Here is a 22,989-nt window from a genome sequence, read left to right as displayed (position 1 = left end):
TGGCTGTTGAGGCGTTGGTGTCGCGGTTGGTGACATGCTGTTGGCTGTTGAAGCGTTGGTGTCGCGGTTGGTGACATGCTGTTGGCTGTTTAAGCGCTGGCCTGTCGCTGTTGATGACATGCTGTCGGCCGTTGAAGCGTTGGTGTCGCGGTTTGTGACATGCTGTTGGCCGTTGATGCGTCTGGTGTCGCGGTTGGTGACATGCTGTCGGCCGTTGAACCGCCTGGTTCCGCCCTCCTGGGCGGGTCACTTTTTGGCCGAGCGCCAAAAAGTAACCAAAAAACGCGTCGCCTGAGCGGCTGGCTATCAAGTTGGCGGTGTGGGTGGTTCGGGCGGTGGTGATTTCCGTTTGGACTTCTTGGCCGTTCGAGCCTGCTAACGCCAGGTGATTCAGGGCCTGTGCCTGGCGTTAACCGGCTATTGAACGATCCCCATGCCGGGCGTAGGCCGCCTGCTGCATGCCATATCGGTGGGACGCCTTCGGCTGCGCTACGCGCCGGCCCTAAATGTGGCAGAGCGACGATCTCACCCTAGCCATTGCCGTCGCCGCCAGCGAGCGAAGCGATGCGGGTCCGTGCCAGGGCGCCTCACCCGCGAGACTGAGCCGCGCGCAGCGCAGCCGTAGGCGATGATGCGATACCGCAGACAGCAGGCGGCCTACACCCGGCATGGGGATGGTTCAAAAGTCGGGATTCGTCAGGCACCCACACTCACTCACCTGGCGTAGCAGGCTGGCATCGCGACCACGCCTCACTGAAACCAACATCGCAATCTAACCAGAAGCGCCAAATTGGCTCAGCCAGCCGCAGGCGACGCGCTTTTTGGTTACTTTTTGGCGCTCGGCCAAAAAGTGACCCGCCCAGGAGGGCGGAACCAGGCGGTTCAACGGCCGACAGCATGTCACCAACCGCGACACCAACGCTTCAACGGCCAACAGCATGTCACAAACAGCGACACCAACGCTTCAACGACCAACAACATGTCACAAACAACAACACCACCAACAGCAATCCCAGTCGCAAAACCCCCGCTAATCCCCCCCTACCCCCACCACCCGCGCCAAAGCATCCGCCGACGCCCGCAACGCCCCACTGTTATCAATCTCCACCAACAAACACCCATCCGGAACATCAAACGCCTGCCCCGCCCGCACCAGCCGCCGCGCGATCGCCTCTTCTGACTCACGCCCACGCTGACGCAGCCGCGCAGCCAGCACCTCTGGCTTGACCCGTACATGGATCGCGCAAAGCTTCGGATAGCGCGCCACCGCCTGCGGCAGGTACTCCCGCGACCCATTGACGATCACCGTCAGGCCAGCAGCCAGCCACTGCTCGATCTCGACCCCAATGCCATAGTGCAGCCCATGGCTGTGCCAGTTCAGCGCCAGGCACCCAAGCGCCTGGCGGCGCTGGAACTCATCGGGAGTCAGGGCCACCGACGCTTCGTTGGCATCGGCCTCGCGCGTGATATAGCGATGCGCCACCACGACGCGATCGTCGGGCCCCAACCGCTCGCGCAACGCGCGCAGCAGCGAATCCTTGCCGCTGCCGGATGGCCCCATGACGTAGAACAGGCCCCTGCCGTCCGTCTCGATTCGCGTGCTCATGCGTCCAGGTACGCCGCACCAGCGCCGTCACTGATCCTGCCATCGAAGGCATAGTGGCGCCCAACGACAAAGTCGTCGCCGGCCTGCGGCTGCACGAACACGCTGATGCCATCGACATGCAGCGGCGTTTCCAGCAGCGTGCCGCTATCCGCCGACAGCCGTGCCAGCGCGGCAGCCTCACCTGCGGCCTCGAGCAGGCCGGTCAGCGTGATATGGAAGACAAAGGTCTCGAACACGTATGGATAGCCCCAGGCATCGAGCATGCGGCGCTGCGCCGCGCTCAACTGTTCCGGCTTGCGCCGTGCCAGTTCGGCCGGGGCCGGCGGCGCGCGGAAGCGCTCGAATGCCACCACGCTGGCATCGGCCAACGCCTGCATCGACGGCGACGCTTCGGCCAGGCACCATGCGACAAAGCCCCGCAGCGACCGCAACGCCAGCGGCGTGTCGAACGCTTCGCGGCCCCGCGCAAAGGCACGCGCGGCGGCGTCGAGCTGCGCGCAGTCGGTGCCCTCGGCAAGCCGGAATGGCGGCTTCAGCGTGGCATGCAGGCCATAGTGGGCCGGTGCCCGTACCCACTCGGAGGGCGGCGCGGTGAAGCCTGGCGGCATGGGCGCGGCGGCGCCGGAATCGGCATTGCGGCCGAGCCACTGGCTGCCGAAGGTACGAAACGGCTCGCCCGGCGCCAGGTAGATCGCGTAACGGTGTGCATGCATGGTCATGCCGCCAGTGTACCGGCATCGGCAAGATCGACCAGCAGCGGCATCGCCGCGGCATGCTTCAGTTCGCCATTGACGATCGTGGCGCAGACGCGCGGCGCGCCGGGCTGCCGGTCGTCGACCAGGATAGCATCGGCGCGCAGGCCCGCGGCGAGCGTGCCGCGGTCGCGCAGTCCGGCTGCGCGCGCAGGGTTGCGCGATACGAGGTGCCAGGCACCCTGCAAATCGAGCACACCCAACTGCGCCAGGCGCAGCGCCGCCTGCAGCGGCGCCGGATAGCAGTAGTCGGAAGCCAGCACCGTGCACAGGCCGGCGGCGACCATCTCGGTCGCGTTGGGCGCGCCGGTATGGCTGATGCCGCGCACCACGTTGGGCGCGCCGAACACGATGTCGTCGCCCAGCTGGCGCGCCAGCGTGGCAGCGTCGATGGTCAGCGGAAACTCGGCGATACGGCAGCCGCGGCGGTGGTAGTGCTGGCGCGTGGCCACGTCCGGGTCGTCATGCGAGGCCACCGGCAGCCCTGCCGCGCGCGCCGCGGCGATCAGGCGCGCCATCGCCTCCGGCACTTCCTGCGCATTGGCGCTGGCCGCACGCAGGCGCCGGCGGAAGGTCTCGACGTCGCACTCGGCGCGTTCGGCGTACTGGCGCAGCTTGCCTTCGTCGGCCATGCGGCGCGCCATCATCGGCAAGTGGTCGTTGATGGCGAGCAGGCCGATGCGCCCATCGGCGATCCAGGCCAGCGCGGTATCGACGCCGGCGAGGTGGAAGGCCTCGAAGCGCAGATGCACCTTGTGCTCGGCGCCAAGCATGGGGCGCAACTGCGCGAGCGCTTCGAACATGCGCAGCGCATACGCTTCGCCGCGCAGCCCGCCCTCCCACGACAGCGTCACGCCATGGAACTCGGTGGTGATGCCGTTCGCCAGCAGTTGGCGGTCCACGTCGAGCAGCGCACCCGCGTACGGGAAACTGACGCCCGGGCGCGGCATGACCGCGCGCTCGAATGCATCGCCATGGATATCGACGATGCCAGGCAGCACCAGCAGGTCGCCCGCGTCAAGCCATAAGCCGGATGCCGGCGCATGCTGGGCGAGAGTGCCATCGCGCCAGCCTAGCGTAGCCGGCCCCAGGCCCGCTGCGCCAAGCACGCGGCGCCCCGTGATGCCGCTCAACTGCGGCGCTTGGGTAGGAATGATCGTATGCATGGACGGGACGTTAGCGCCGGCAAATGACAAGCAGATGTCTAGACCAATGCGCGCGGCGTCCATGCAACGTCAGTCGCTGTCCGCAACCGTCAGCTGCACCCAATCCCCGGCAAATCGCGTCACGCTGTACTGCACCGGCGCGCCGTCGATATCGACATTGAGCGCCTCGACCTGCAGCACCGGGCGCGTCTTGGGCTGGTTCAGCAGCCTTGCCACCGGGGCGCTCGGCATCGCGGCGGTAATGCGCGACCACTTGCGGGTGTAGTCCGCGATGCCGAACTGCGCGAGCGCGCGCGACACCGATTGCTGCGCGCGCAACACCTCGTCGATGCCGGGGAAGCGCTTCGGATCGAAATAATGCTCGGCAACGTCGATGGTGCGGGCCTCGGCCCGCCCGAGCATCTGCACGTGCAGCACCGGCGCAGTCCGCGCCAGGCCCAGGTGGCGCGCGATCTCCGGCGCGCGCAGTTCCTGGCAGCCGATGATCTCCGTACGCCCGCGCATGCCCTGCGCGGCCAGGTTCTGCGAAAAGCGCGTGCGCCGTCCGATCGCGTAGTCGATCGCATGCTCCTGCACGAAGGTGCCGCGGCCCTGCTCGATGCGCACCAGGCCGCTCAGCTCCAGCTCGCCCATGGCGCGCCGGATGGTGTGCCGGTTCACGGCGAAGCGTGTCGCCAGCTCCGGCTCCGGCGGCAGCTGTTCGCCGGGCTGGTACAGCTTGTTGCGGATGTCCTCCGCCAGCGCCTCGCCGATCTGGCGCCACACCGCCACGCCGGAACCCCGTTCTACTTCCCGATCAGACATCCTGCCCTCTTGTCATCAAGCGTTCATTGGTGCCATGCGATTGTGCCCCAGTTATTCCGGCATGGCACGGAGCCCGACTAATGCCGGGCAGCGTCACGAAACGTTCATCTGCCTGTGGTCTAGTAGCGGCGTGTTCACGTTGTGACATCTAAACGTATAGACGTATAGGGGTGATGATGCAAAGCGAAACCGCCGGTCCGGCAATGACCGATGCGAACCCGGCCCGCGCTGCCTGGCTGCGGATCCTGGCGATGGCGCCAGCCGAGGCGCTCGATGCGGCCTATGCCCGACTGGGCCAGGCAGCGGCCCTGCCCGCGTGGCGCCTGCTGCGCAAGCCGGAGTCCGGCATGGCGATGGTGCGTGCGCGTGCCGGCGGCACCGGAGCGCAGTTCAACCTCGGCGAGATCACGGTCACGCGCTGCGCGGTCGTGCTGGAAGACGGCGATGCCGGCTCAGTAGGCGTTGCCTATGTGCAGGGCCGCGGCACGCAACACGCGCAGCAGGCCGCGGTGCTGGACGCGCTGCTGCAGCGGCCGGCCTGGCACCAGCGCGTGCACGACGCCGTGCTGGCGCCACTGGCCGATGCCCATGCCACACGTGCGGCGCAGCAGGCAGCTACCGCCGCGCAAACGCGGGTGGAGTTCTTCACCATGGTCCGGGGAGAGGACTGACATGATTACAACCCAACCCATGCTGTCCGCCGCCACGTCGCTGGTGCCGGGTTTCGACAACCCGGTCGACGACGCCCAGCAGGTGTTCCGCGCCACGCTGCATGCCTTTGCCCATCCCGGACAAGTCCAGTCCCTGCCGGCGAGCAGCGGCCTGCCCGACGGCCTGTCGCCGGCGCTCGCCGCGCTGCTGCTGACGCTGGCCGATCCCGACACCCCGGTGTGGCTGCCGGCGGGCGTTCCCGCCGCCGCACGCGCATTCCTGCGCTTCCATTGCGGCTGTCCGCTGGCCGACGACCTGCGCGCCGCCACCTTCGTGTGCGTGCCCGCCGGCCACGCCATGCCGGCACTGGCCGACTGCGCGCAGGGCGAGTCCGCGTTCCCAGACCGTTCGGCCACGCTGCTGGTGGAAGTCGCCTCGCTCGACGACGGCGACCTCTTCATGCTGCGCGGCCCCGGTATCAAACACACGCAAGCACTGCGCGTGGCCGGCCTGCCAGACGACTTCCGCGGCGCCTGGCGCGCCAACAACGCCGGCTTTCCGCTGGGCGTCGACCTGCTGCTCGCCAGCGGCGACCGGTTCTGCGCGCTGACGCGCACCACCCAGATGGAGGCCTGACATGTACGTAGCCGTCAAAGGTGGCGAACGCGCCATCCTGAATTCCTACCAGATGCTCGACGCCTACCGCCGCGGCGACACGGCGTTGCCCGAGCTGACGCTGGCGCAGATCCGCGAGCAGATGCCGCTGGCCGTGTCGCGCGTGATGGCCGAGGGCTCGCTGTACGACCCGCACCTGGCCGCACTGGCGCTGAAGCAGGCCGCCGGCGACCAGATCGAAGCGGTGTTCCTGCTGCGCGCGTACCGGACCACGCTGGCGCGTTTCGGCTATACCGTGCCGGTCGATACCGGCGCGATGCGCCTGCAGCGCCGGATTTCATCGACCTTCAAGGACGTGCCCGGCGGGCAGGTCCTCGGGCCGACCTACGACTACACGCAGCGGCTGCTGGACTTTTTGCTCGAGGCCGGCCGCGATCCCGCACCGCTGCCGCCTTCGGTCGAGCCGTTGCCCGCCATCATGCCGCGCGTGACCGGGCTGCTCGAGGCGGAACAACTAGTCGAAGCCGACGAGATCCCCGCCGGCGACCCCACCCCGCCCGACCTGACGCGCGAGCCGCTGACCTTCCCCGCCAGCCGCGCCGCGCGCCTGCAGAACCTGGCGCGCGCCGATGAAGGCTTCCTGCTGTCGATGGGCTATTCGACGCAGCGTGGCTATGGCAACTCGCACCCGTTCGCGGCGGAAATCCGCTATGGCACCACCGAGGTCGAGCTGTTCGTCGAAGAACTCGGCTTCGCCGTGACCATCGGCGAAATCGAGCTGACCGAATGCCAGATGGTCAGCCAGTTCACCGGCAACGCCGACGAAGCGCCGCGCTTTACGCGCGGCTACGGGCTGGTGTTCGGCTACAACGAGCGCAAGGCCATGTCGATGGCGCTGACCGACCGCGCCATGCGTGCCGCCGAACTCGGCGAGGCCGCCGACGCCCCGGCCAACGATATCGAATTCATGCTGTACCACAGCGACAACGTCGAGGCCTCCGGCTTCGTGCAGCACCTGAAGCTGCCGCACTACGTGGACTTCCAGGCCAACCTGGAACTGCTGCGCCGGCTGCGCGGCGAGCAGGAAGGCACGGGCGCCACCGCGGCGCAACCCGCATCGCATCCGCAGCCCCAGCCACAAGAGGAGACGCTGGCATGACCGCCGCGAACGCATCCGCCACCACGGGCATCGCCCGCGACGAGCACTACAACTTCGGTTACCTCGACGAATCGACCAAGCGCATGCTGCGCCGCGCCCTGCTCAAGGCCGTGGCGATCCCCGGCTACCAGGTCCCGTTCGGCAGCCGCGAAATGCCGCTGCCCTATGGCTGGGGCACGGGCGGCATCCAGGTCACCGCCGCCATCATCGGCAAGCCCGACGTGCTCAAGGTGATCGACCAGGGTTCGGACGACACCACCAACGCCATCAATATCCGCCGCTTCTTCGGCCGCGTGACCGGCGTGCAGACCACCGAGCGCACCGCCGAGGCGACCATCATCCAGACCCGCCACCGCATTCCGGAAACGCCGCTGCGCGCGGGCCAGACCATGGTCTTCCAGGTGCCGATCCCCGAGCCGCTGCGCTGGCTGGAGCCGAGCGAGAGCGAGACCCGTACGATGCACGCGCTGTCGGAGTATGGCGCGATGCACGTGAAGCTCTATGAAGACATTGCCCATCACGGGCATATCGCCACCACCTACGACTATCCCGTGATCGTCAACCAGCGCTACATGATGCGGCCGTCGCCGATTCCCAAGTTCGACAACCCCAAGCTCGACCGCAGCCCCGCGCTGATGCTGTTCGGCGCCGGGCGCGAGAAGCGCGTCTATGCCGTGCCGCCGTATACCTCGGTAAAGAGCCTGGATTTCGCCGACCATCCCTTCACAGTCGAGAAATGGACGAGCTGCTGCGCGCAATGCGGCGCCACCGACAGCTACCTGGACGAGATCATCACCGACGATGCCGGCACGCGCATGTTCGTCTGCTCCGACACCGAGTACTGCGCCGACCGCCAGGCGGAACAGGCAGTCACGCAAGCCGCGGGAGGTGCCCGATGAGCGCGACCCCGCTGCTGTCGGTGCGCAACCTGACGCGCACCTGGGACGGCCTGCATGGCTGCCATGACGTCAGCTTCGACCTCTATCCCGGCGAAGTGCTATGCGTGGTCGGCGAATCCGGCTCGGGCAAGAGCACGCTGCTGCAGGCCTTGTCGATGCAGGCGCCGCCGCAGCGCGGCAGCGTCAGCTACGACATGCGCGAATCCGGCCTGACCGACCTGGCCACGCTGTCGAGCGCACGCATGCGGCTGCTGGCACGCACCGACTGGGGCTTCGTGCGCCAGCATGCCCGCGACGGCCTGCGCATGCAGGTCAGCGCCGGCGCCAATATCGCCGAGCGGCTGATGGCCGTGGGCGAGCGCCACTACGGCAACCTGCGCGAAGTCGCCGGCAGCTGGCTGGAAAAAATGGAGATCGACCTGGGCCGCCTCGACGATGTACCCGGCACGTTCTCCGGCGGCATGCAGCAGCGCCTGCAGATCGCGCGCAACCTGGTCACGCATCCGCGGCTGGTGTTCATGGACGAGCCCACCGCGTCGCTCGATGTCTCGGTGCAGGCTCGCCTGCTCGACCTGTTGCGCCGGCTGGTTTCCGATCTCGGCCTGGCCGCCGTGCTGGTCACGCACGACCTCGCCGTCGCGCGCCTGCTGGCGCACCGCACGCTGGTGATGCAGGGCGGCCGCGTGGTCGAGCAAGGCCTGACCGACCAGATCCTCGACGACCCGCAGCATCCCTACACGCAGTTGCTGGTCTCTTCCATCCTGCAAGGCTGACGACGATGCAAGCAGACAATGCACAGAAACTGGTCGAGGTCCGCGGCCTCGGCAAGATGTTTACGCTGCACAACCAGGGCGGCATCCGCCTGCCGGTGCTGAACGCAATCGACTTCGACGCCGCGCGCGGCGAATGCCTGGTGCTGTCGGGTCCTTCGGGCACCGGCAAGAGTACGCTGCTGCGCTGCCTTTACGGCAACTACCTCGCCACCGAGGGCAGCATCCGCCTGCGCGACACCAGCGCCGACGGCGAGCCGTGGGTCGAGCTGAACCACGCCCCCGAGCAGCGCGTGCTGAAGCTGCGCCGCGACGTGATCGGCTATGTCAGCCAGTTCCTGCGCGCCATCCCGCGCGTGTCGGCGCTGGACGTGGTGGCCGACCCGCTGCAACAGCGCGGCACCGGCCATGAAGAAGCGCGGGCCCGCGCCGAGGTGCTGCTGGAACGGCTCAACCTGCCGCGCCGGCTGTGGGAACTGCCTCCTGCCACGTTTTCCGGCGGCGAGCAGCAGCGCGTCAACATCGCCCGCGGCCTGATCGGCGGGCACCCGATCCTGCTGCTCGACGAGCCGACCGCGTCGCTAGATGCCGACAACCGCGCGGTCGTGGTCGAGCTGATCCGCGAGGCACTGGCCGACGGCCGCGCCCTGATCGGCATCTTCCACGACGATGCGGTGCGCGACGCCGTGGCCACGCGCCTGCTGCCGCTTCAGCCCGCCACCGCCCTCGCCCCCAACTGCCAGTAACTGTCCAGAACAACGGAGCCGGACATGACCGCAACCTACCTCACGCACGCCACCCTGGTACTGCCCGACCGCGTGCTGCACGACAGCGCGCTGCTGATCGAGGACGGCCATATCGCCGCCATCGAGCCGGCCACCGCGCCTGCGAACGCCGGCGTGATCGACCTGCGCGGCCATACCGTGATGCCAGGGTTGATCGACGTGCATTGCGATGCCATCGAGAAAGAGGTGGAACCGCGCGCCAACGTGCTGTTCCCGCTGGATTTCGCCGTGGCGCAGGTCGATCGCCGCAATGCCGCGGCCGGCATCACCACGCCGTACCATGCGCTTTCCTTTGCCGGCAACCACTTCGGCGTGCGCAACGTCGACACCGCGGCCACGCTGGTGCGCACCGTGGCCGCGTTCCGCAGCCATAGCCTGGTCGACAACCGCATCCATTGCCGCTATGAAGTGACCGATTCCAGCGCCGTGCCGGTGCTGGAAATGCTGATGGCCGAGGGCGTGGTCGACCTGCTGTCGGTGATGGACCACTCGCCGGGCCAGGGCCAGTTCAAGACGCTGGACGCCTACCTCGCCTACATGATGGGCAACCACGGCATGACCCGCGAGGAAGCCGCCGATGCCGCCGACAAGAAGGCAGCTGCGCTGGATGGCGCGCATGAACGCGTCAACCGGCTGGTGGCACAGGCGCACCGCCTCGGCATCCCCACGGCAAGCCATGACGACGATTCGCCGCAGCGCATCGCCGCCATGCAGGCGCTGGGCGTGCGCATGAGCGAGTTCCCGATCAACCTGGAGACCGCGCAAGCGGCGTGCGCACAGGCACTGCCGACCATCCTGGGCGCACCCAACGTGCTGCGCGGCAAGAGCCAGAGCGGTTCGATGCGCGCGATCGACGCCATCCATGCCGGCGTCGGCACCATCCTGTGCTCGGACTACCAGCCGTCAACGCTGATCGCCGCGGCCTATGCCGCCGCCCGGCAGGCCGAGTTGCCGCTGAACGAAGCGCTGGCGCTGGTGACGGCGAACCCCGCGGAAGCCTGCCTGCTGCGCGACCGTGGCCGGCTGGCGCCGGGGCTGCGCGCCGACGTGATAGCCGTGGCCACCGTGGCCGGCCAGCCGATGGTCACCCATACATGGTCTGGGGGGCGGATGGTGTTCGCGGCGGGGTACCGTGGCGGCCAGGCCGAGGCTACGGGTACGTCCCGGCGGCCGGAAATCCACGCGCTGGCCTGACCATCGGCGCGGCATGCGTTCATGGGCTGGCCTCGCCCATCCACGTCCAGACCACCTGTGCTTCATCTGACGGCGAAAGCCCGAAGCTGATCATCGGCGTCCCTGCCTGCCGCACCACGCCGGACTTGCCAGCCACCCACGCCGCCATGGGGTGGCCGGACGGCAACGAGGCACGCCACATGCCCGAGCGCGGTACAACCTGCCCCGAGCGCACCGTGACAGGCTTGCCGGTCTGCGTCGGCGGCGCATCGACACGGAAACGCAGCCCGCCCAGGAGCCGGTCCCATAGGGCCACGGCCTCGTCGTCGCTCAGCGACGACTCGTCCGCGGCGCCGATGCGGTTGGCTGCCACCTTGGTGTACATCTTTGCGCCAATGGACGACGGATGCAGGGTGGTGCGTTCCTTGCCGACCGCTTCCCACTCGAAATCGTGGGTACCGTCCGCGCGGCGGACCAGCGACTCCTCCCCTTGCCAGACGCCGACAGTGCGGTTGCCTTCGCGCAGGGTGGTCAGCTTCGGGTAGAGCTTGCCGAGGTCCGCTCTCTGCGCCGCGATGGACGCGAGCAGCCCTTCGCCGTTTGCACCGTCCACGCTCGCCAGCTTGTTGGAGTCGACTGAAAAGCTGACGTCGGGCAGGCTGGGGAGCGCGATGCCTGCCCGCAAGATTTCCTGGTGTACGCCGCTGCTGTCGGCGATGAAGCCGTGGTCGATGCAAACACCAGGATCTCCCGGTATGTCGGCATTGTCGCGGAAGCGCAAGCCGCGAACGAGCGGTGCAATCTCTTCTCCGCCATAGAACCATTCGTACAAATGATTGCCCGCTGCGGCAAAGGTGTGTGCCCCTTCAAGACCGTATTTCACGGATAAGTCGTCTTCGTAGTAGCGGATTTCTATGCTTCCCACTTTGGCACTTCGACCGAAATAGGTGATCTTCGCTGTGTCATCCTTGTCCAGAATCTTCTTGCGATAGGCGTCCGCCATTTCAGTCAAGCGGTCTGCTGCAGCGACGTACGTCACAATTTTCCCGGGAAAATCCTGCGGTCCGAATATCAATTTCGCTTCGGCTGGCACTTCCAGGACATATCTTCCGAAGCAGACCTGTCGGGTCTTGGCGAACATAACTTGCAGGCGTGGTGACAGTTCGACGTCGTTCGGCACACCGTTCTCCTTGTATGAATATGGCTCGCAAGAAGCCAACAGCAGACATGCCAGCATGGCAACAAGTTTTCCGCAGCCGTTCATGTTTTCCACCACGGTGCGGTATTGGCGATCTTGACGAGCGAATACAACAATGATGCGAGAACCTTGTCGTTGTTGTAACTGTTCTGGTGCTCATAGCCGGATTGCCGGAAGACTACTGTGCCGCGCACACGCGATGCTGATGCTTCGCTGGGAACAGTCTGATCGCCGGCATCAATGGGCGGCTCAAGTCTGAGTTGCAGGGTGTGACGATTTTCGGCGCGAACAACAATGCGCCCTTCCCCGTCTTCACTAATAAGCCTCCATGAAAGCGGATCGCCAAATCCTTTTAGATCTGTTGCGTTCACCCGATACGTGACTGCACCGAAGGCTTTTTGAGAAGGGTCCGCGCCATAGCTGGCGTAGGTGGTCGGGTGGTACAGATCCTGGATATCCCTGTGAAACCTCTGCGCTTCGGCAATCCTCTTCGTTGCCAATCCATACGGGCTGTATCCTTCATATTTCTTGTTGGCAGGATTGACCCACTCCGGGTTCAACAGGCGCCACCACGCATCAGATTCGCGGGCGTAAATGTCATACAAGGGATCGCCAACAGCTACTGGCGCTGCCGGCCTTGCTGTTCCCAAAGTTTTATGCAACTGCATTTCGCCACGATAAGTCTTGAGCGGCTCATCCGAAGCAGTCGGCAACGCCATCACCTGCCGGTACTCGCTGGTCTGGACACGCAGCCAGCCCCGCGGATAAGAAGCACTCGGCAGCAACTCCAATGGCCCTGGTGCGTTGGCAAAGACCGCTGTGACTTCCTTGCCGGTCTTGCCGATCACCGCGCGTTCGATGGCGCCCATCAGGTTGCCTTTCGCATCCTCAAAGCCGGCACGTACCCGCTTGTAGGCCGCCGCTGCCCCGACAGGAGGCTGGACGTTGTGATAGATGCCGAGGATCTTCTTGTCGATCCCATGGCCATACTTCGGGTTCAGCATGGCACGAGCAACCAGACCGCCCATCGAATGCGTCACGATGATGACCTTCTCGCAGCGGCGCCCATTGGCCTGGTACATCGCGATCACATCATCAACGCGCCTGGCAAGCTTGCCCGCCGACACGCCGTTGCTTTGCAGCCAGTTGTATCCCATGGCATAGACCGGATACCAGCAGTTCCCGACCCGCCGGATCTCATCCTCGGTCAGCGGCTTGCCTGCACCGCCCCACTCCCCTGGGTCCACGTCCAGCACCGGTATGCTCTGCGGCATCTTCCAGGCAAGCGATACCTCGCCCGTCGGTGCCAGCAGATCGTTCATTCTCGCTTCCATCAGCTTGATGGCCGTGCCGTACGATTCGAACATGACCTCGCTCCAGCCGCGCCAGCGGGCCTTCTGTGCCGCAGTGGCCTCATGCCTGCCGCGCTTCGCCTTCCATTGCTCCGCCGCAGCGGGCAACGGGGCACTCATCAGCAAGCCGATATCGGGCAGGCCATCCGGAACATTGCGGTGCCGCTTGTCGGAATTTGCGGTCGCCTCGCCCATCAGGTCGAACCTTCCCGCGTCTTCGGTGATCTCGTAGCGATCGACCTCGGTCTCGTCGGGATCGAAGTTCAGTTGCCGGCGTTTCGGTGAGTCTCCGCGTCGGGAAAGGCTGTCGATCTTCTCGTCCGGCCGCCATGCCCGGTTGTCATTGCGCTCAAGCTCTGCCTGACGCTTCCGGCTCATGCGCAGATGGGATCCCATCACGCCGGGAATAAAGATGATCGGAATGACCCAGTCCGGCGGCACCGGCAAGCTGACGCGGCGCTTGTCGGTTGAAGGTGTCAGGGCAATGGTGGCGCCCGCGCGGCCGCCAATCTCTTCGCCGGTTTTTAGGTGGATGCGATCATTGGCCACTTGCGGCCTCCAGGATTTCGATCATGAGGTTCGATTCGCCTCGCCCATCCACGTCCAGACCACCTGCGCTTCATCTGACGGCGAAAGCCCGAAGCTGATCATCGGCGTCCCTGCCTGCCGCACCACGCCGGACTTGCCAGCCACCCACGCCCCCATGGGGTGGCCGGACGGCAACGAGGCACGCCACATGCCCGAGCGCGGTACAACCTGCCCCGAGCGCACCGTGACAGGCTTGCCAGTCTGCGTCGGCGGCGCATCGACACGGAAACGCAGCCCGTCCAGGAGCCGGTCCCATAGGGCCACGGCCTCGTCGTCGCTCAGTGACGCCTCGTCCGCCGCACCGATGCGGTTGGCTGCCACCTTTGTGTACATCTTTGCGCCGATGGACGACGGATGCAGGGTGGTGCGTTCCTTGCCGACCGCTTCCCACTCGAAATCGTGGGTACCGTCCGCTCGGCGGACCAGCGACTCCTCGCCTTGCCAGACGCCGACAATACGCTTGCCTTCGCGCAGGGTGGTTAGCTTTGGGTAGAGCTTGCCGAGGTCTGCCTTCTGTGCCGCGATGGACGCGAGCAGCCCTTCGCCGTTTGCGCCGTCCACGCTGGCCAGCTTGTTCGAGTCCACTGAAAAGCTGATGTCTGGCAGGCTGGGGAGGACGATGCCCGCCCGCAGGATTTCCTGATACTTACCGCTACTGTCGGTGATAAAGCCGTGGTCGATGCAAACTCCCGGGTCCCTTGGGATTTCGGCGTTGTCGCGGGCGCGCAGGCCGCGAACTAGTGGTGCAAGCTCTTCTCCTCCATAAGACCATTCAAATAGATGCTTCCCCGAAACCACGAAGGTTTGCGCATCCTCGTTGCCATAAGCTTTTGCATTTTTGTTCTCGAACGATCGAATTTCAAAACTATGGCTTGTTGGGCCCGGGCCGAAGTAGGTGACCACCGCAGTATCGTTCCGCGCGAGTACTGACCTACGATGGGCTTCGGCAAAATCCTTGGCTCGGCTCGCTGCGCCAACATGGGTAAGGATTTCGGCTGGGAAGTCCTGCGGTCCGAAGATCAACTCTGCCTCGACGGGCACCGCGAGGACATATCGCCCAAAGCAAACCAGTTTGGTTTGGGCAAACAGAGCTTGCAGTTGCGGTGAAAGTTCAACTTGGTTCGGCACGCCACGCTCCTTGTATGAATACGGTTGACAAGCCATCAGCAAGAGGCCTGCCAGGCACGCGATGCAGAGACGCCCGCCGTAGTTCATGGAACCCACCATGGCGCCGTATTGGCAATCTTGACGATGGAATACAGCAATGACGCCAGAACCTTGTCATCGTTGTAGCTGTTCTGATGCTCATATCCGGTTTGCCTGAACACCATAGTTCCGCGCACACGCGACGCAGATGCGTCGCTTGGAACGGTCTGATCGCCGGCATCATTTGGCGGTTCAAGTCTGAGTTGCAGAGTGTGATTATTCTCAGCCCGAACTACTATGCGACCTTCGCCATCTTCGCTGACAAGTTCCCAGGACAGTGGATCGCCAAACCTCGATAGCTCCGTAGCGTTCACCCGGTATGTGATCGCACCGAAGCATCTTTGCGACGGATCTGCACCATAGCTTGCGTAGGTGATCGGGTGGTACAAATCGTTGATGTCCTTGTGAAAATCTTGAGCATCTGCGATTCGCTGCTTTGCCTTGGCGTAGGGGTCGGACTTGTTGTATTTTTTCTCAGCCGGATTAACCCAATCAGGGTTCAGCAATCGCCACCACGACTGAGAATTTCGAGTGTAGATGTCATACAGCGGATCTCCCATGACAACAGGCGCGATGGGGTTAGCTGTTCCCAGTTTCTTGTGCAACTGCAGTTCGCTCACATATGTCTTGAGCGGCTCGTCTGAAGCAACCGGCAAAGCCATCACCTGCCGGTACTCGCTCGTCTGGACCCGAAGCCAGCCCCGCGGGTAGGAAGCGCTCGGCAGCAACTCCAATGGACCTGGCGCGTTGGCAAAGACCGCTGTGACTTCCCTACCAGTCTTGCCGATCACCGCGCGCTCGATGGCTGCCACCAGGTTGCCTTTCGCATCCTCGAAACCGGCGCGTACCCGCTTGTAGGCCGCCGCTGCCCCGACGGGGGGCTGAACGTTGTGATAGATGCCAAGGATCTTCTTGTCGATACCGTTGCCGTACTTCGGATTCAGCATGGCACGTGCAACCAGACCGCCCATCGAATGCGTCACGATGATGACCTTCTCACAGCGGCGTCCGTTTGACTGGTACATCGCGATCACTTCGTCAACGCGCCTGGCAAGCTTGCCCGCCGACACGCCGTTGCTTTGCAGCCAGTTGTATCCCATGGCATAGACCGGATACCAGCAGTTCCCGACCCGCCGGATCTCATCCTCGGTCAATGGCTGGCCTGCATCACTGCCCCATTCCCTTGGGTCCACGTCCAGCACCGGTATGCTCTGCGGCATCTTCCAGGCAAGCGATACCTCTCCCGTCGGTGCCAGCAGATCGTTCATTCTCGCTTCCATCAGCTTGATGGCCGTGCCGTACGATTCGAACATGACCTCGCTCCAGCCGCGCCAGCGGGCCTTCTGTGCCGCAGTGGCCTCATGCCTGCCGCGCTTCGCTTTCCATTGCTCCGCTGCAGCGGGCAACGGGGCGCTCATCAGCAAGCCGATATCGGGCAGGCCATCCGGAACATTGCGGTGCCGTTTGTCGGAATTTGCGGTCGCCTCGCCCATCAGGTCGAACCTTCCCGCGTCTTCGGTGATCTCGTAGCGATCGACCTCGGTCTCGTCGGGATCGAAGTTCAGTTGCCGGCGTTTCGGTGAGTCTCCGCGTCGGGAAAGGCTGTCGATCTTCTCGTCCGGCCGCCACGCCCGGTTGTCATTGCGCTCAAGCTCTGCCTGACGCTTCCGGCTCATGCGGAGATGGGATCCCATCACGCCAGGAATAAAGATGATCGGAATGACCCAGTCCGGCGGCACCGGCAAGCTGACGCGGCGCTTGTCGGTTGACGGTGTCAGGGCAATGGTGGCGCCGGCGCGGCCGCCAATCTCTTCGCCGGTTTTAAGGTGGATGCGATCATTGGCCACTTGCGGCCTCCAGGATTTCGATCATGATGCTTTCCGCGCCCTGGCTTTGCTGGAGGCTGGTCAGTCCATCCGGAGCGGTGACGCCCTCGATCACGCTGCCATCCGATTGCGTCAGGCGGAATTTTCGGTTACCGGCTGGCGAGCCGTCGGGCAGGTGCAAGTACACCTCCTGGTCGAAATCGCTGTGCGGCAACGCCAGCGCACTTGGGCTCATGCCATCGGGGCCATCGAGGCTGAATCCAGCGGCGTGAATCTGCCTTGTCCCGCGCATGCCTTCCACAATCTGCGAAGGCGTCCAGCGCTGGTAGGTCTGCCCGACCTTGAACACGATGCCCTGGTCGGCTTCAAGGACGATATTGCCGAGCGCCCGAAAATGGATGTTGCGGCGGGCGGTTCCCTTGATGTCGCCGCCCTGCGCTTCCAGTGCAATGTGATCGGTCGCGGCCACCAGCCGAATCCCCAGGCTGTGTGCGAACAGCGCAATGCGCCGCGCCGCGCTGGCGAAGAAGCCGCCGCTGCTGGCGAACGACGCATGCTTGCCGGTCGTGACGGCCAGATGCTCGCCGCTATGCAAGTGGGTGGACCCTGCAGCCGTAGCAGCCAGTCCGGCAGCGGAAGCCATCACCAGATGGGGCGCCGTCAGTTCGCCGTTGACCTCGCCTGAGCCACGGATCTCTTCGTTTTGAGCCTTGAGGATCGTGGCGACATCCTGCTGCTCGCTGTCCTGCGCCTGGTGATGCCGGGCAAGTTGTGCGGTGGTGTGATGGGCGTGCTGCGCGTGGTCCAGGCGGTGCAGCGTTTCGCCCATGTCCTTGTGATGCGCCCTGGCATCGGGCCTGGCCTCGGTACTGACCAGCAGGCCGTCGGCGCCGCGTATGGCGCCGTGCCCATCGGTACGCAGCTCGAAGCCCTCGCCCCGATGATCCTGCCGCCCGCGATTGTCCTCGATGCGGGTGAGGTAGCCCAGGCTGAGCTGGGAACGCTGATGGTCGGAGGAGAGTTGGGACTGAATCTCGCCTTTGGTATCGTCGAACACCAGATGGCCGCTGCCCGAACCGTCCTGTTCCCGGCTACGAATGCCAGTCAATACATGCTGGTCCGGCAACTGCCACGGCGGCATGTTCAGACTGTTCGGCACCGCCCCCATGACAACGGGCTTATCCGGATTGCCGCCGTCCAGAAACATCACCAGCACTTCGCTGCCAATGCGGGGGATGCTGACCTGGCCATGCTGCGAGCCCGCCCACGGCGTTGCCACCCGGACCCAGCATGACATCTGATTGAACCGATCCCATGGAAACTGCACGCGTACACGCCCGAAGCGGTCGGGCCATACGGCATGGCCCTCGGGCCCCACCACTGTCGCGCTTTGCGGACCAGTCACCACCGGCCACGGCACGCTCAGGGCGGGACGGAATACCTCGTGTGTCGGATGGCATTCGAATGCCACCCTGCAATGCCACCGCTGGCCTTCGCCGGAGGCTTCCGCCACATCTTCCACCCTGAGGTGCGTGTCAAGTACCACATACTCCCGGTTGGCGGCCAGCTGTGGGTGCCCCCTGACGTGCAGGGTGTGCCCTGGCACGACAGCACGCAGGTTGCCCTCGCCGAAGCAGCGAAGCCCCCGCGAACGAATCTCTTCCATGCGGATGCGGGCGATCATCTCGCCTTCATCCCATGGGCGGTTGTCCGTCGCTGGCTGCGCGTGCTCGCCGGGAAAGTCGTAGACCTCCTGATGCAGGGCGCCGGCGTTCTGGCCTGTTTCGCGCGCATCGGCGCTGCTGGCGGTCAGGTTGCCGCGCGGCTGGGTAAAGCTGTAGGCATTGGTCGTGTACTTGCCGGCGACCACGGCATCCACTACCGAGAAGTCGTCCAGGTGTTCCTCGTCGATCCTGACGCCGGGCGGATAGACTTCAAGCGTTTGATGGGCTTCGCTCGGCATCCTGAGATAGCCGCCGACATGGTCGACCAGGATAAGGCGGTGTCTCCCCTCCGAATGCTCGAAAAACCATGAGATGCCCCAGTGCTGCATGAGACGGGCGATGAAAATGTAGTCGCTCTCATCGCATTGGGTCCGATAGATCCGCGTGGGGTACTTCGCCACATCCAGCCTGCGCTCAACGGGGAAGGAATATGCGGACAGCACCTCCTCGATGATCTCGATGTCGGTGCGGTTCTCGAAGACCCGGCTGTTCTTGTTCAGCGCGGCAAGCCACAGCCAGGGACGCAGCGTCAGGCCATAGACGAAGTGCCGCCCTTCAGCACGCAGGTAGCGGGCACGATCGACGATGCCGCTGATCTCGCGGGTGCCCGCGCCGATGCGGCCTGCCGGCCCGGTGCCCATGCCATCGAGCTGGATATGTACGGTCAACTCCCGGCCATTCATTGCGCGCAGGTCGAGATTGCCTTCGTGGCCGTGGAAGTTGAAACCCTTGTCGGAAGTGTTGAGTTCGATCTCGTACTCGAACAAGCCGCAGAGCCCTTCCGTGCCCTGCAGGCGCACGAAGGTGAACGGTGACTGCCCGCGGCCATGCGGCAATGCCGGGCCGGAGACAGTGACGGTGCGGGCGTAGACAGGCAGATGGTCGCGGACATTCATGCGGGCACTCCTGGAATGAAGACAACCACAGGGTGCCCGGATGCGCATCAAGCACGTTCTGCGGAGGGAATCGATGCTATCCGCAAAACATGCCTGAAGAGGCTCGACTATCGCGACATTTGATCGTACCGAAGCAAGTTCAGAATCTTCCCAGCTGACACGCAGACAGAGCGCAAATTGAATTCGCACTGCGGACGCTGATATTTCGCCGCGGCCGCGGGAAATGTAAGACTGCCCTAAGGCAACCCATCCGCCGGCAACACGCTCAACCCCGACGCGCTGGTCGACATGGTCCTGCGCTGGCTCCGGAGCACGCCGTTCTCGTCGAACTCAAACAGCACCGTCGACGACTTGATGGAGCCACCGGCGAACAGCGGGCCGATGAAGGGGATAAAACTCTCGGGATGCGGCCGGGAACTCGCAAAGGAATAGACCAGGATGGTCGAGCCGTTGCTGAGCGTCGTCTGCGAGGTCGGCTTGCCCAGTTGCGTGGTCACGTCGTCGAGCGTGGAGAAGTCGAGCAGGAAGTTTTCCAGGTGTTCCTGCCGGACGTCGACGCCCGTCGAAACGCAGGCAGCCAGCATCGCGCTGGCCGCGATCAGGGCGTGAACACGCTTCATGTCGTCACCGCCGTACCGTTGTGCGTGGCGGGGAGCGTGTGCAGGGCGGTGGTGCCGGCGTAGCCCCGCATTGCGTCCGGCATGCCCATTCTCAAAGCATAGACGCTCCCGCCGGCGTTGGTTTGCGTCTTCCGCAAGCCCAAGCCTGACCGGTTTGTCCCGGCGCTGCAGGTGCCTCCGGCGCCATCCCGAATCTGCTTCCTGTCGTACACTAGGCATCTGGCGCCACCCTGAACTTTCGATGTTCGTAGTGCCCGCCTTGACTCTGCTCAAGCCTTTATCCACCGAGCGCTAGCAAACTGTCGTCCATGACTTTTCCTACCTCGCCATCCGGCACGCCCCGTGCCGGCAATGCTGGTCAATCCAGCGCCTCGCCCGAATCCCGTCGTCCGCTGCCCTTGCCGCGCGGCCGTCTTGCGTGGATCACCGGCATCGTCAGCTGGACCGTGCTGGTTGCCAGCACCCTGTTCTGGTGCATGTTGCTGTTCCCGCTGGCACTGCTGAAGCTGGTGCTGCCGTTCGCCGCGGTCCGCCGGCGCATCGATCCGGTGCTCAACGGCATTGCCACGGGGTGGATCTCCTGGAATACCGGCTGGTTCGCGCGCATCCAGCAGGCGCCGTGGGATGTCCAGGGCAATACCGGGCTGCGCTACGCGGACTGGTACCTCGTCAACTGCAACCACCAGTCGTGGGCCGATATCTTTGTGCTGCAGCACGCGCTGAACCGCCGCATCCCGTTGCTGAAGTTTTTCCTGAAGCAGCAGCTGATCTATGTGCCGGTGATCGGGCTGGCGTGGTGGGCGCTGGACTTTCCGTTCATGAAGCGCCATGGCAAGACGGAACTGCGCCGCAACCCGGCGCTGCGGCGCCAGGACCAGGAAACGGCGCGGCGCGCGTGCGAGAAATTCTCGCTGGTGCCGACCAGCGTGATGGTGTTTGCCGAGGGCACGCGCTTCAGCGAGGCCAAGCGCGCCGCGCAGGCGTCGCCGTACCGTCACCTGCTCAAGCCCAAGGCGGGCGGGCTGGCGGTGGCGCTGAATGCGATGGGAACGCGCTTCCGCTCGATGATCGACGTGACCATTGCCTACCCCGACGGTGTGCCGAGCTTCTGGGACCTGGCTTGCGGCCGCGCCGGCATGGTGGTGGTGCGCATGCACCAGCTCCCGGTGCCGCCGGCGTTCTGCGAGGCCGACTACGCCACCAACAAGGCGTTCCGCACCGAATTCCACCACTGGCTGGCGCATCAGTGGCAGTCCAAGGACGAGGAGATCGAGGCCTTGACGACCCGGCGCGCCGACTGACCGCGCGCGCATCAGGCGGGCGCCGCCATCAGCCCCCCCGCCTCTCTCTTACCCCGGCAGCCGCTCCACCGCCCGCTTGCCCTGGCTGATCGCCGCCGTCACCGACGGGCTGCCGGCATTGTCGCTGTTGGCAATGCTGATGTTGCCGACCCCGGCCAGATTCGGCCAGGCCGCGTCGGCCGCCACGTTCTCGCCGGCCATGCTGTCCGGCATATAGCTGTAGCCGTGCGCCCAGCGGTTCACCGTGATGCCGCGGATCACTTTGCCGGCGCTGAAGCCCGCCTGCCCCAGCATCCGGTCCAGCTGCGCGCGGATGTCGCGCTCGAGCGCGTCGAACGGCGTCCCGAGCAGGAAGGCCCGGCCGGCGCGGAAGCGGTCGCGCGCGCGCATGCCGCTGTCGGGCACGGTTGGCACATAAAGCATGTGCAGCACCGCGGGATCTGACGGGCGAGGTCCCGCGGGCGGCTCCAGCCACAGGTCGGTGTACGTCATGGCGGGCGCGTGAATGCGCCGCGCGCGCAGCGCGGCGAAGGCCTGCCAGTTGTCGAGCGCGACCTTGGTGTAGACCAGCGGGGCCTTGGCCTCGTCGCGCAGCACCGCCTTCTGTGCAGCCGGCAGCGACGGCAGCAGGTACGGGATCATCATGTTGTAGCCGGCCAGCACCACGTGGCGCGCTTCGACACGGTGCAGGTTGCCGCGCCAGCCGTAGGTCACGCGGGTGATGTTGCCATCGGGCTCGACCGCGATCGCGGTGCTGTTCAGCCGCAGCCGCACCGGCGCGCCGTCGCGGTCCAGCCGGCTGTAGTCGAAGGCGGCAGTGGCCACGTCGGCCGGCGCGGCAATCGACGCCACGCCCGGAATCAGGCTATGCACCAGCAGCCGTGCCAGCGAGGCATTGCCATCGGGGAACCACAGGCGCGAGGCCGGAGACTTGCCCAGCCGGGGGTTCGGCGCCGGCGCGGGCATGTTGGCGCCGGCGGGCAGCCCGATGGCGATGGCATCGGCAACCGAGATGCCGTCGGCATCGAGCGCATAGGCATCGTTGCTGCGGCTGCGCAGGAAGCGCAGCGCCGGCAGGCCGAGGCCGGCCTTGTCGCGCAGGAAGGCGGCGTAGCGCATGGTGCGCAGCGCAGCGGCGCGTGCGGCGCTGTCGAGGCCGGGCAGGTAGTCGGTGGTGCCGGCCGCCAGGCGGGCCAGCGCGGCGCGGTCCGCCGCGGGCAGCGGCGCCTGCGCGAGGAAGCGCTGCAGGGCAGCGGCTTCTGGCCCCTGCGGGCGCAGGCCATTGCGCACATCGGCCAGCTCGCCGAACGGATCGCCGCCGAGCCACTGGTCGCGGCCAAAATGCTCGGCATCGAAGAACACGGCGCGGCCCATGCCCAGCGCGGCATATGGGTCTGGCGGCGGTGCGGCCGGCGGGTGCGCGGGATCGAGGCCGATGCCGGCCAGCAGCTCGCGCATGGCGGTGTCGCTGGCCGCGCCGGGCGGCATCTCGGCGCTGCCGCCATAGGTGACCAGCCGCTGGCCGCGGACGGTGAATTCGTTGCGCTTGGCATGGCCGCCGAAGTCGTCGTGATTGTCGAGGATCAGGATGCGCCGGGCGGCGCCGAAACGGCGCCGGTAGAACCATGCCGCCGCCAGCCCGCTCAGCCCGCCGCCGACCACGACCAGGTCGAAGGCCTCGCGCGCCAGCACCACGGGATATTTGGCACCCTCGCGCGCCAGGCCGTGGGCCAGCGTATACGTGCCGGCATGGTTGCCGCGCAGCCCGGTCAGGGCCGGCGGATAGCCGGCGCTTGCCGCCCCGCCCTGCTGCGCGTGCAGCCATTGCGCCGGTGCCAGCCCGGCGGCAATGGTCAGCGCGGTGCCGTTGAGGAAGTCTCTGCGCGTGATCGTCATCG

At 65.5% G+C, this 22,989-nt stretch carries 19 protein-coding genes; 8 read left to right on the top strand and 11 right to left on the bottom strand.

From position 1 onward, the window contains the following. Positions 1-1,030: 1,030 nt before the first annotated feature. The 4 genes from phnN to phnF form a co-directional block, all read right to left on the bottom strand. Positions 1,031-1,606, bottom strand: coding sequence for a phosphonate metabolism protein/1,5-bisphosphokinase (PRPP-forming) PhnN (phnN, locus tag JTE92_RS19545; protein ID WP_063241807.1), 576 nt, complete (start codon positions 1,604-1,606; stop codon positions 1,031-1,033). Then, complete coding sequence (locus JTE92_RS19540) at positions 1,603-2,325, bottom strand: DUF1045 domain-containing protein (protein ID WP_063241808.1); 723 nt, start codon at positions 2,323-2,325, stop codon at positions 1,603-1,605. Before JTE92_RS19540 ends, phnN begins: the two co-directional genes overlap by 4 nt. Next, positions 2,322-3,524 (bottom strand): alpha-D-ribose 1-methylphosphonate 5-triphosphate diphosphatase, encoded by a 1,203-nt coding sequence (locus JTE92_RS19535; protein WP_084254804.1) that lies wholly within the window; start codon positions 3,522-3,524, stop codon positions 2,322-2,324. The genes JTE92_RS19540 and JTE92_RS19535 overlap by 4 nt, the downstream gene beginning before the upstream one ends. A gap of 69 nt (positions 3,525-3,593) precedes the next feature. Next, on the bottom strand, positions 3,594-4,328 hold the full coding sequence (gene phnF / locus JTE92_RS19530; protein ID WP_063241809.1) for a phosphonate metabolism transcriptional regulator PhnF: 735 nt from the start codon (positions 4,326-4,328) through the stop codon (positions 3,594-3,596). Between the two features lie 173 nt (positions 4,329-4,501). Between phnF and phnG the strand changes: the two genes are divergently transcribed. The 7 genes from phnG to JTE92_RS19495 are packed head-to-tail and all read left to right on the top strand — an operon-like array spanning position 4,502 to position 10,401. Beyond that, on the top strand, positions 4,502-4,999 hold the full coding sequence (gene phnG / locus JTE92_RS19525; RefSeq protein ID WP_063241810.1) for a phosphonate C-P lyase system protein PhnG: 498 nt from the start codon (positions 4,502-4,504) through the stop codon (positions 4,997-4,999). Position 5,000: 1 nt separating this feature from the next. Then, positions 5,001-5,615: a phosphonate C-P lyase system protein PhnH gene (gene phnH / locus JTE92_RS19520; RefSeq protein ID WP_063241811.1), complete on the top strand. Its 615-nt coding sequence runs from the start codon at positions 5,001-5,003 to the stop codon at positions 5,613-5,615. A gap of 1 nt (position 5,616) precedes the next feature. Continuing rightward, on the top strand, positions 5,617-6,753 hold the full coding sequence (locus JTE92_RS19515; RefSeq protein WP_063241812.1) for a carbon-phosphorus lyase complex subunit: 1,137 nt from the start codon (positions 5,617-5,619) through the stop codon (positions 6,751-6,753). Continuing rightward, positions 6,750-7,652, top strand: a complete 903-nt coding sequence (locus tag JTE92_RS19510; RefSeq protein WP_063241813.1) for an alpha-D-ribose 1-methylphosphonate 5-phosphate C-P-lyase PhnJ — start codon at positions 6,750-6,752, stop codon at positions 7,650-7,652. Before JTE92_RS19515 ends, JTE92_RS19510 begins: the two co-directional genes overlap by 4 nt. Then, entirely contained in the window at positions 7,649-8,425 is a 777-nt protein-coding gene (gene phnK / locus JTE92_RS19505; RefSeq protein WP_063241814.1) for a phosphonate C-P lyase system protein PhnK, read from the top strand. Before JTE92_RS19510 ends, phnK begins: the two co-directional genes overlap by 4 nt. Positions 8,426-8,430: 5 nt before the next feature. Then, on the top strand, positions 8,431-9,168 hold the full coding sequence (phnL, locus tag JTE92_RS19500; protein ID WP_063241815.1) for a phosphonate C-P lyase system protein PhnL: 738 nt from the start codon (positions 8,431-8,433) through the stop codon (positions 9,166-9,168). 24 nt (positions 9,169-9,192) lie between these two features. Further along, entirely contained in the window at positions 9,193-10,401 is a 1,209-nt protein-coding gene (locus JTE92_RS19495; protein ID WP_063241816.1) for an alpha-D-ribose 1-methylphosphonate 5-triphosphate diphosphatase, read from the top strand. Between the two features lie 19 nt (positions 10,402-10,420). Here JTE92_RS19495 and JTE92_RS19490 read toward each other — a convergent pair whose 3' ends face one another. The 6 genes from JTE92_RS19490 to JTE92_RS19465 all read right to left on the bottom strand — a co-directional run bounded on the left by JTE92_RS19490 (position 10,421) and on the right by JTE92_RS19465 (position 19,790). Further along, the gene (locus JTE92_RS19490) at positions 10,421-11,560 is read right to left on the bottom strand and encodes a T6SS immunity protein Tli4 family protein (RefSeq protein WP_232353255.1); all 1,140 of its coding nucleotides are present in this window, start codon (positions 11,558-11,560) and stop codon (positions 10,421-10,423) included. Between the two features lie 80 nt (positions 11,561-11,640). Next, positions 11,641-13,479 carry an esterase/lipase family protein gene (locus tag JTE92_RS19485; protein WP_063241818.1) on the bottom strand — a complete coding sequence of 613 codons (1,839 nt, stop codon included), beginning with the start codon at positions 13,477-13,479 and terminating at the stop codon, positions 11,641-11,643. A 21-nt stretch (positions 13,480-13,500) separates the two neighbouring features. After that, entirely contained in the window at positions 13,501-14,646 is a 1,146-nt protein-coding gene (locus tag JTE92_RS19480) for a T6SS immunity protein Tli4 family protein (protein ID WP_232353253.1), read from the bottom strand. An 83-nt stretch (positions 14,647-14,729) separates the two neighbouring features. After that, positions 14,730-16,571 carry a lipase family alpha/beta hydrolase gene (locus tag JTE92_RS19475; protein WP_063241819.1) on the bottom strand — a complete coding sequence of 614 codons (1,842 nt, stop codon included), beginning with the start codon at positions 16,569-16,571 and terminating at the stop codon, positions 14,730-14,732. Next, positions 16,561-19,170 (bottom strand): type VI secretion system Vgr family protein, encoded by a 2,610-nt coding sequence (locus tag JTE92_RS19470; RefSeq protein WP_063241820.1) that lies wholly within the window; start codon positions 19,168-19,170, stop codon positions 16,561-16,563. Before JTE92_RS19470 ends, JTE92_RS19475 begins: the two co-directional genes overlap by 11 nt. A 236-nt stretch (positions 19,171-19,406) precedes the next feature. Continuing rightward, positions 19,407-19,790, bottom strand: coding sequence for an META domain-containing protein (locus JTE92_RS19465; RefSeq protein WP_063241821.1), 384 nt, complete (start codon positions 19,788-19,790; stop codon positions 19,407-19,409). Between the two features lie 398 nt (positions 19,791-20,188). Between JTE92_RS19465 and yihG the strand changes: the two genes are divergently transcribed. Next, entirely contained in the window at positions 20,189-21,091 is a 903-nt protein-coding gene (gene yihG / locus JTE92_RS19460; RefSeq protein ID WP_063241822.1) for a 1-acylglycerol-3-phosphate O-acyltransferase, YihG family, read from the top strand. A 48-nt stretch (positions 21,092-21,139) separates the two neighbouring features. Here the strand turns inward: yihG and JTE92_RS19455 are convergent, their stop codons facing one another. Continuing rightward, entirely contained in the window at positions 21,140-22,987 is a 1,848-nt protein-coding gene (locus JTE92_RS19455; protein ID WP_063241823.1) for an NAD(P)/FAD-dependent oxidoreductase, read from the bottom strand. Positions 22,988-22,989 lie beyond the last annotated feature (2 nt).

The organism is Cupriavidus oxalaticus, from assembly GCF_016894385.1.
Classification (GTDB): Bacteria; Pseudomonadota; Gammaproteobacteria; order Burkholderiales; family Burkholderiaceae; genus Cupriavidus; species Cupriavidus oxalaticus.
Note: the sequence above shows the minus strand (reverse complement) of the source record. Positions and strands in the feature narration are given on the sequence as shown.

Excerpts from the sequence above, each read along its gene's own strand:
- JTE92_RS19510 (WP_063241813.1), top strand. The coding sequence starts at position 6,750 with ATGACCGCCGCGAACGCATCCGCCACCACGGGCATCGCCCGCGACGAG.
- phnG (WP_063241810.1), top strand. The coding sequence starts at position 4,502 with ATGATGCAAAGCGAAACCGCCGGTCCGGCAATGACCGATGCGAACCCG.
- phnN (WP_063241807.1), bottom strand. The coding sequence starts at position 1,606 with ATGAGCACGCGAATCGAGACGGACGGCAGGGGCCTGTTCTACGTCATG.
- JTE92_RS19465 (WP_063241821.1), bottom strand. The coding sequence starts at position 19,790 with ATGAAGCGTGTTCACGCCCTGATCGCGGCCAGCGCGATGCTGGCTGCC.
- JTE92_RS19455 (WP_063241823.1), bottom strand. The coding sequence starts at position 22,987 with ATGACGATCACGCGCAGAGACTTCCTCAACGGCACCGCGCTGACCATT.
- phnH (WP_063241811.1), top strand. The coding sequence starts at position 5,001 with ATGATTACAACCCAACCCATGCTGTCCGCCGCCACGTCGCTGGTGCCG.
- phnL (WP_063241815.1), top strand. The coding sequence starts at position 8,431 with ATGCAAGCAGACAATGCACAGAAACTGGTCGAGGTCCGCGGCCTCGGC.
- phnF (WP_063241809.1), bottom strand. The coding sequence starts at position 4,328 with ATGTCTGATCGGGAAGTAGAACGGGGTTCCGGCGTGGCGGTGTGGCGC.
- phnK (WP_063241814.1), top strand. The coding sequence starts at position 7,649 with ATGAGCGCGACCCCGCTGCTGTCGGTGCGCAACCTGACGCGCACCTGG.
- JTE92_RS19515 (WP_063241812.1), top strand. The coding sequence starts at position 5,617 with ATGTACGTAGCCGTCAAAGGTGGCGAACGCGCCATCCTGAATTCCTAC.
- JTE92_RS19535 (WP_084254804.1), bottom strand. The coding sequence starts at position 3,524 with ATGCATACGATCATTCCTACCCAAGCGCCGCAGTTGAGCGGCATCACG.
- JTE92_RS19540 (WP_063241808.1), bottom strand. The coding sequence starts at position 2,325 with ATGACCATGCATGCACACCGTTACGCGATCTACCTGGCGCCGGGCGAG.
- JTE92_RS19495 (WP_063241816.1), top strand. The coding sequence starts at position 9,193 with ATGACCGCAACCTACCTCACGCACGCCACCCTGGTACTGCCCGACCGC.
- JTE92_RS19470 (WP_063241820.1), bottom strand. The coding sequence starts at position 19,170 with ATGAATGTCCGCGACCATCTGCCTGTCTACGCCCGCACCGTCACTGTC.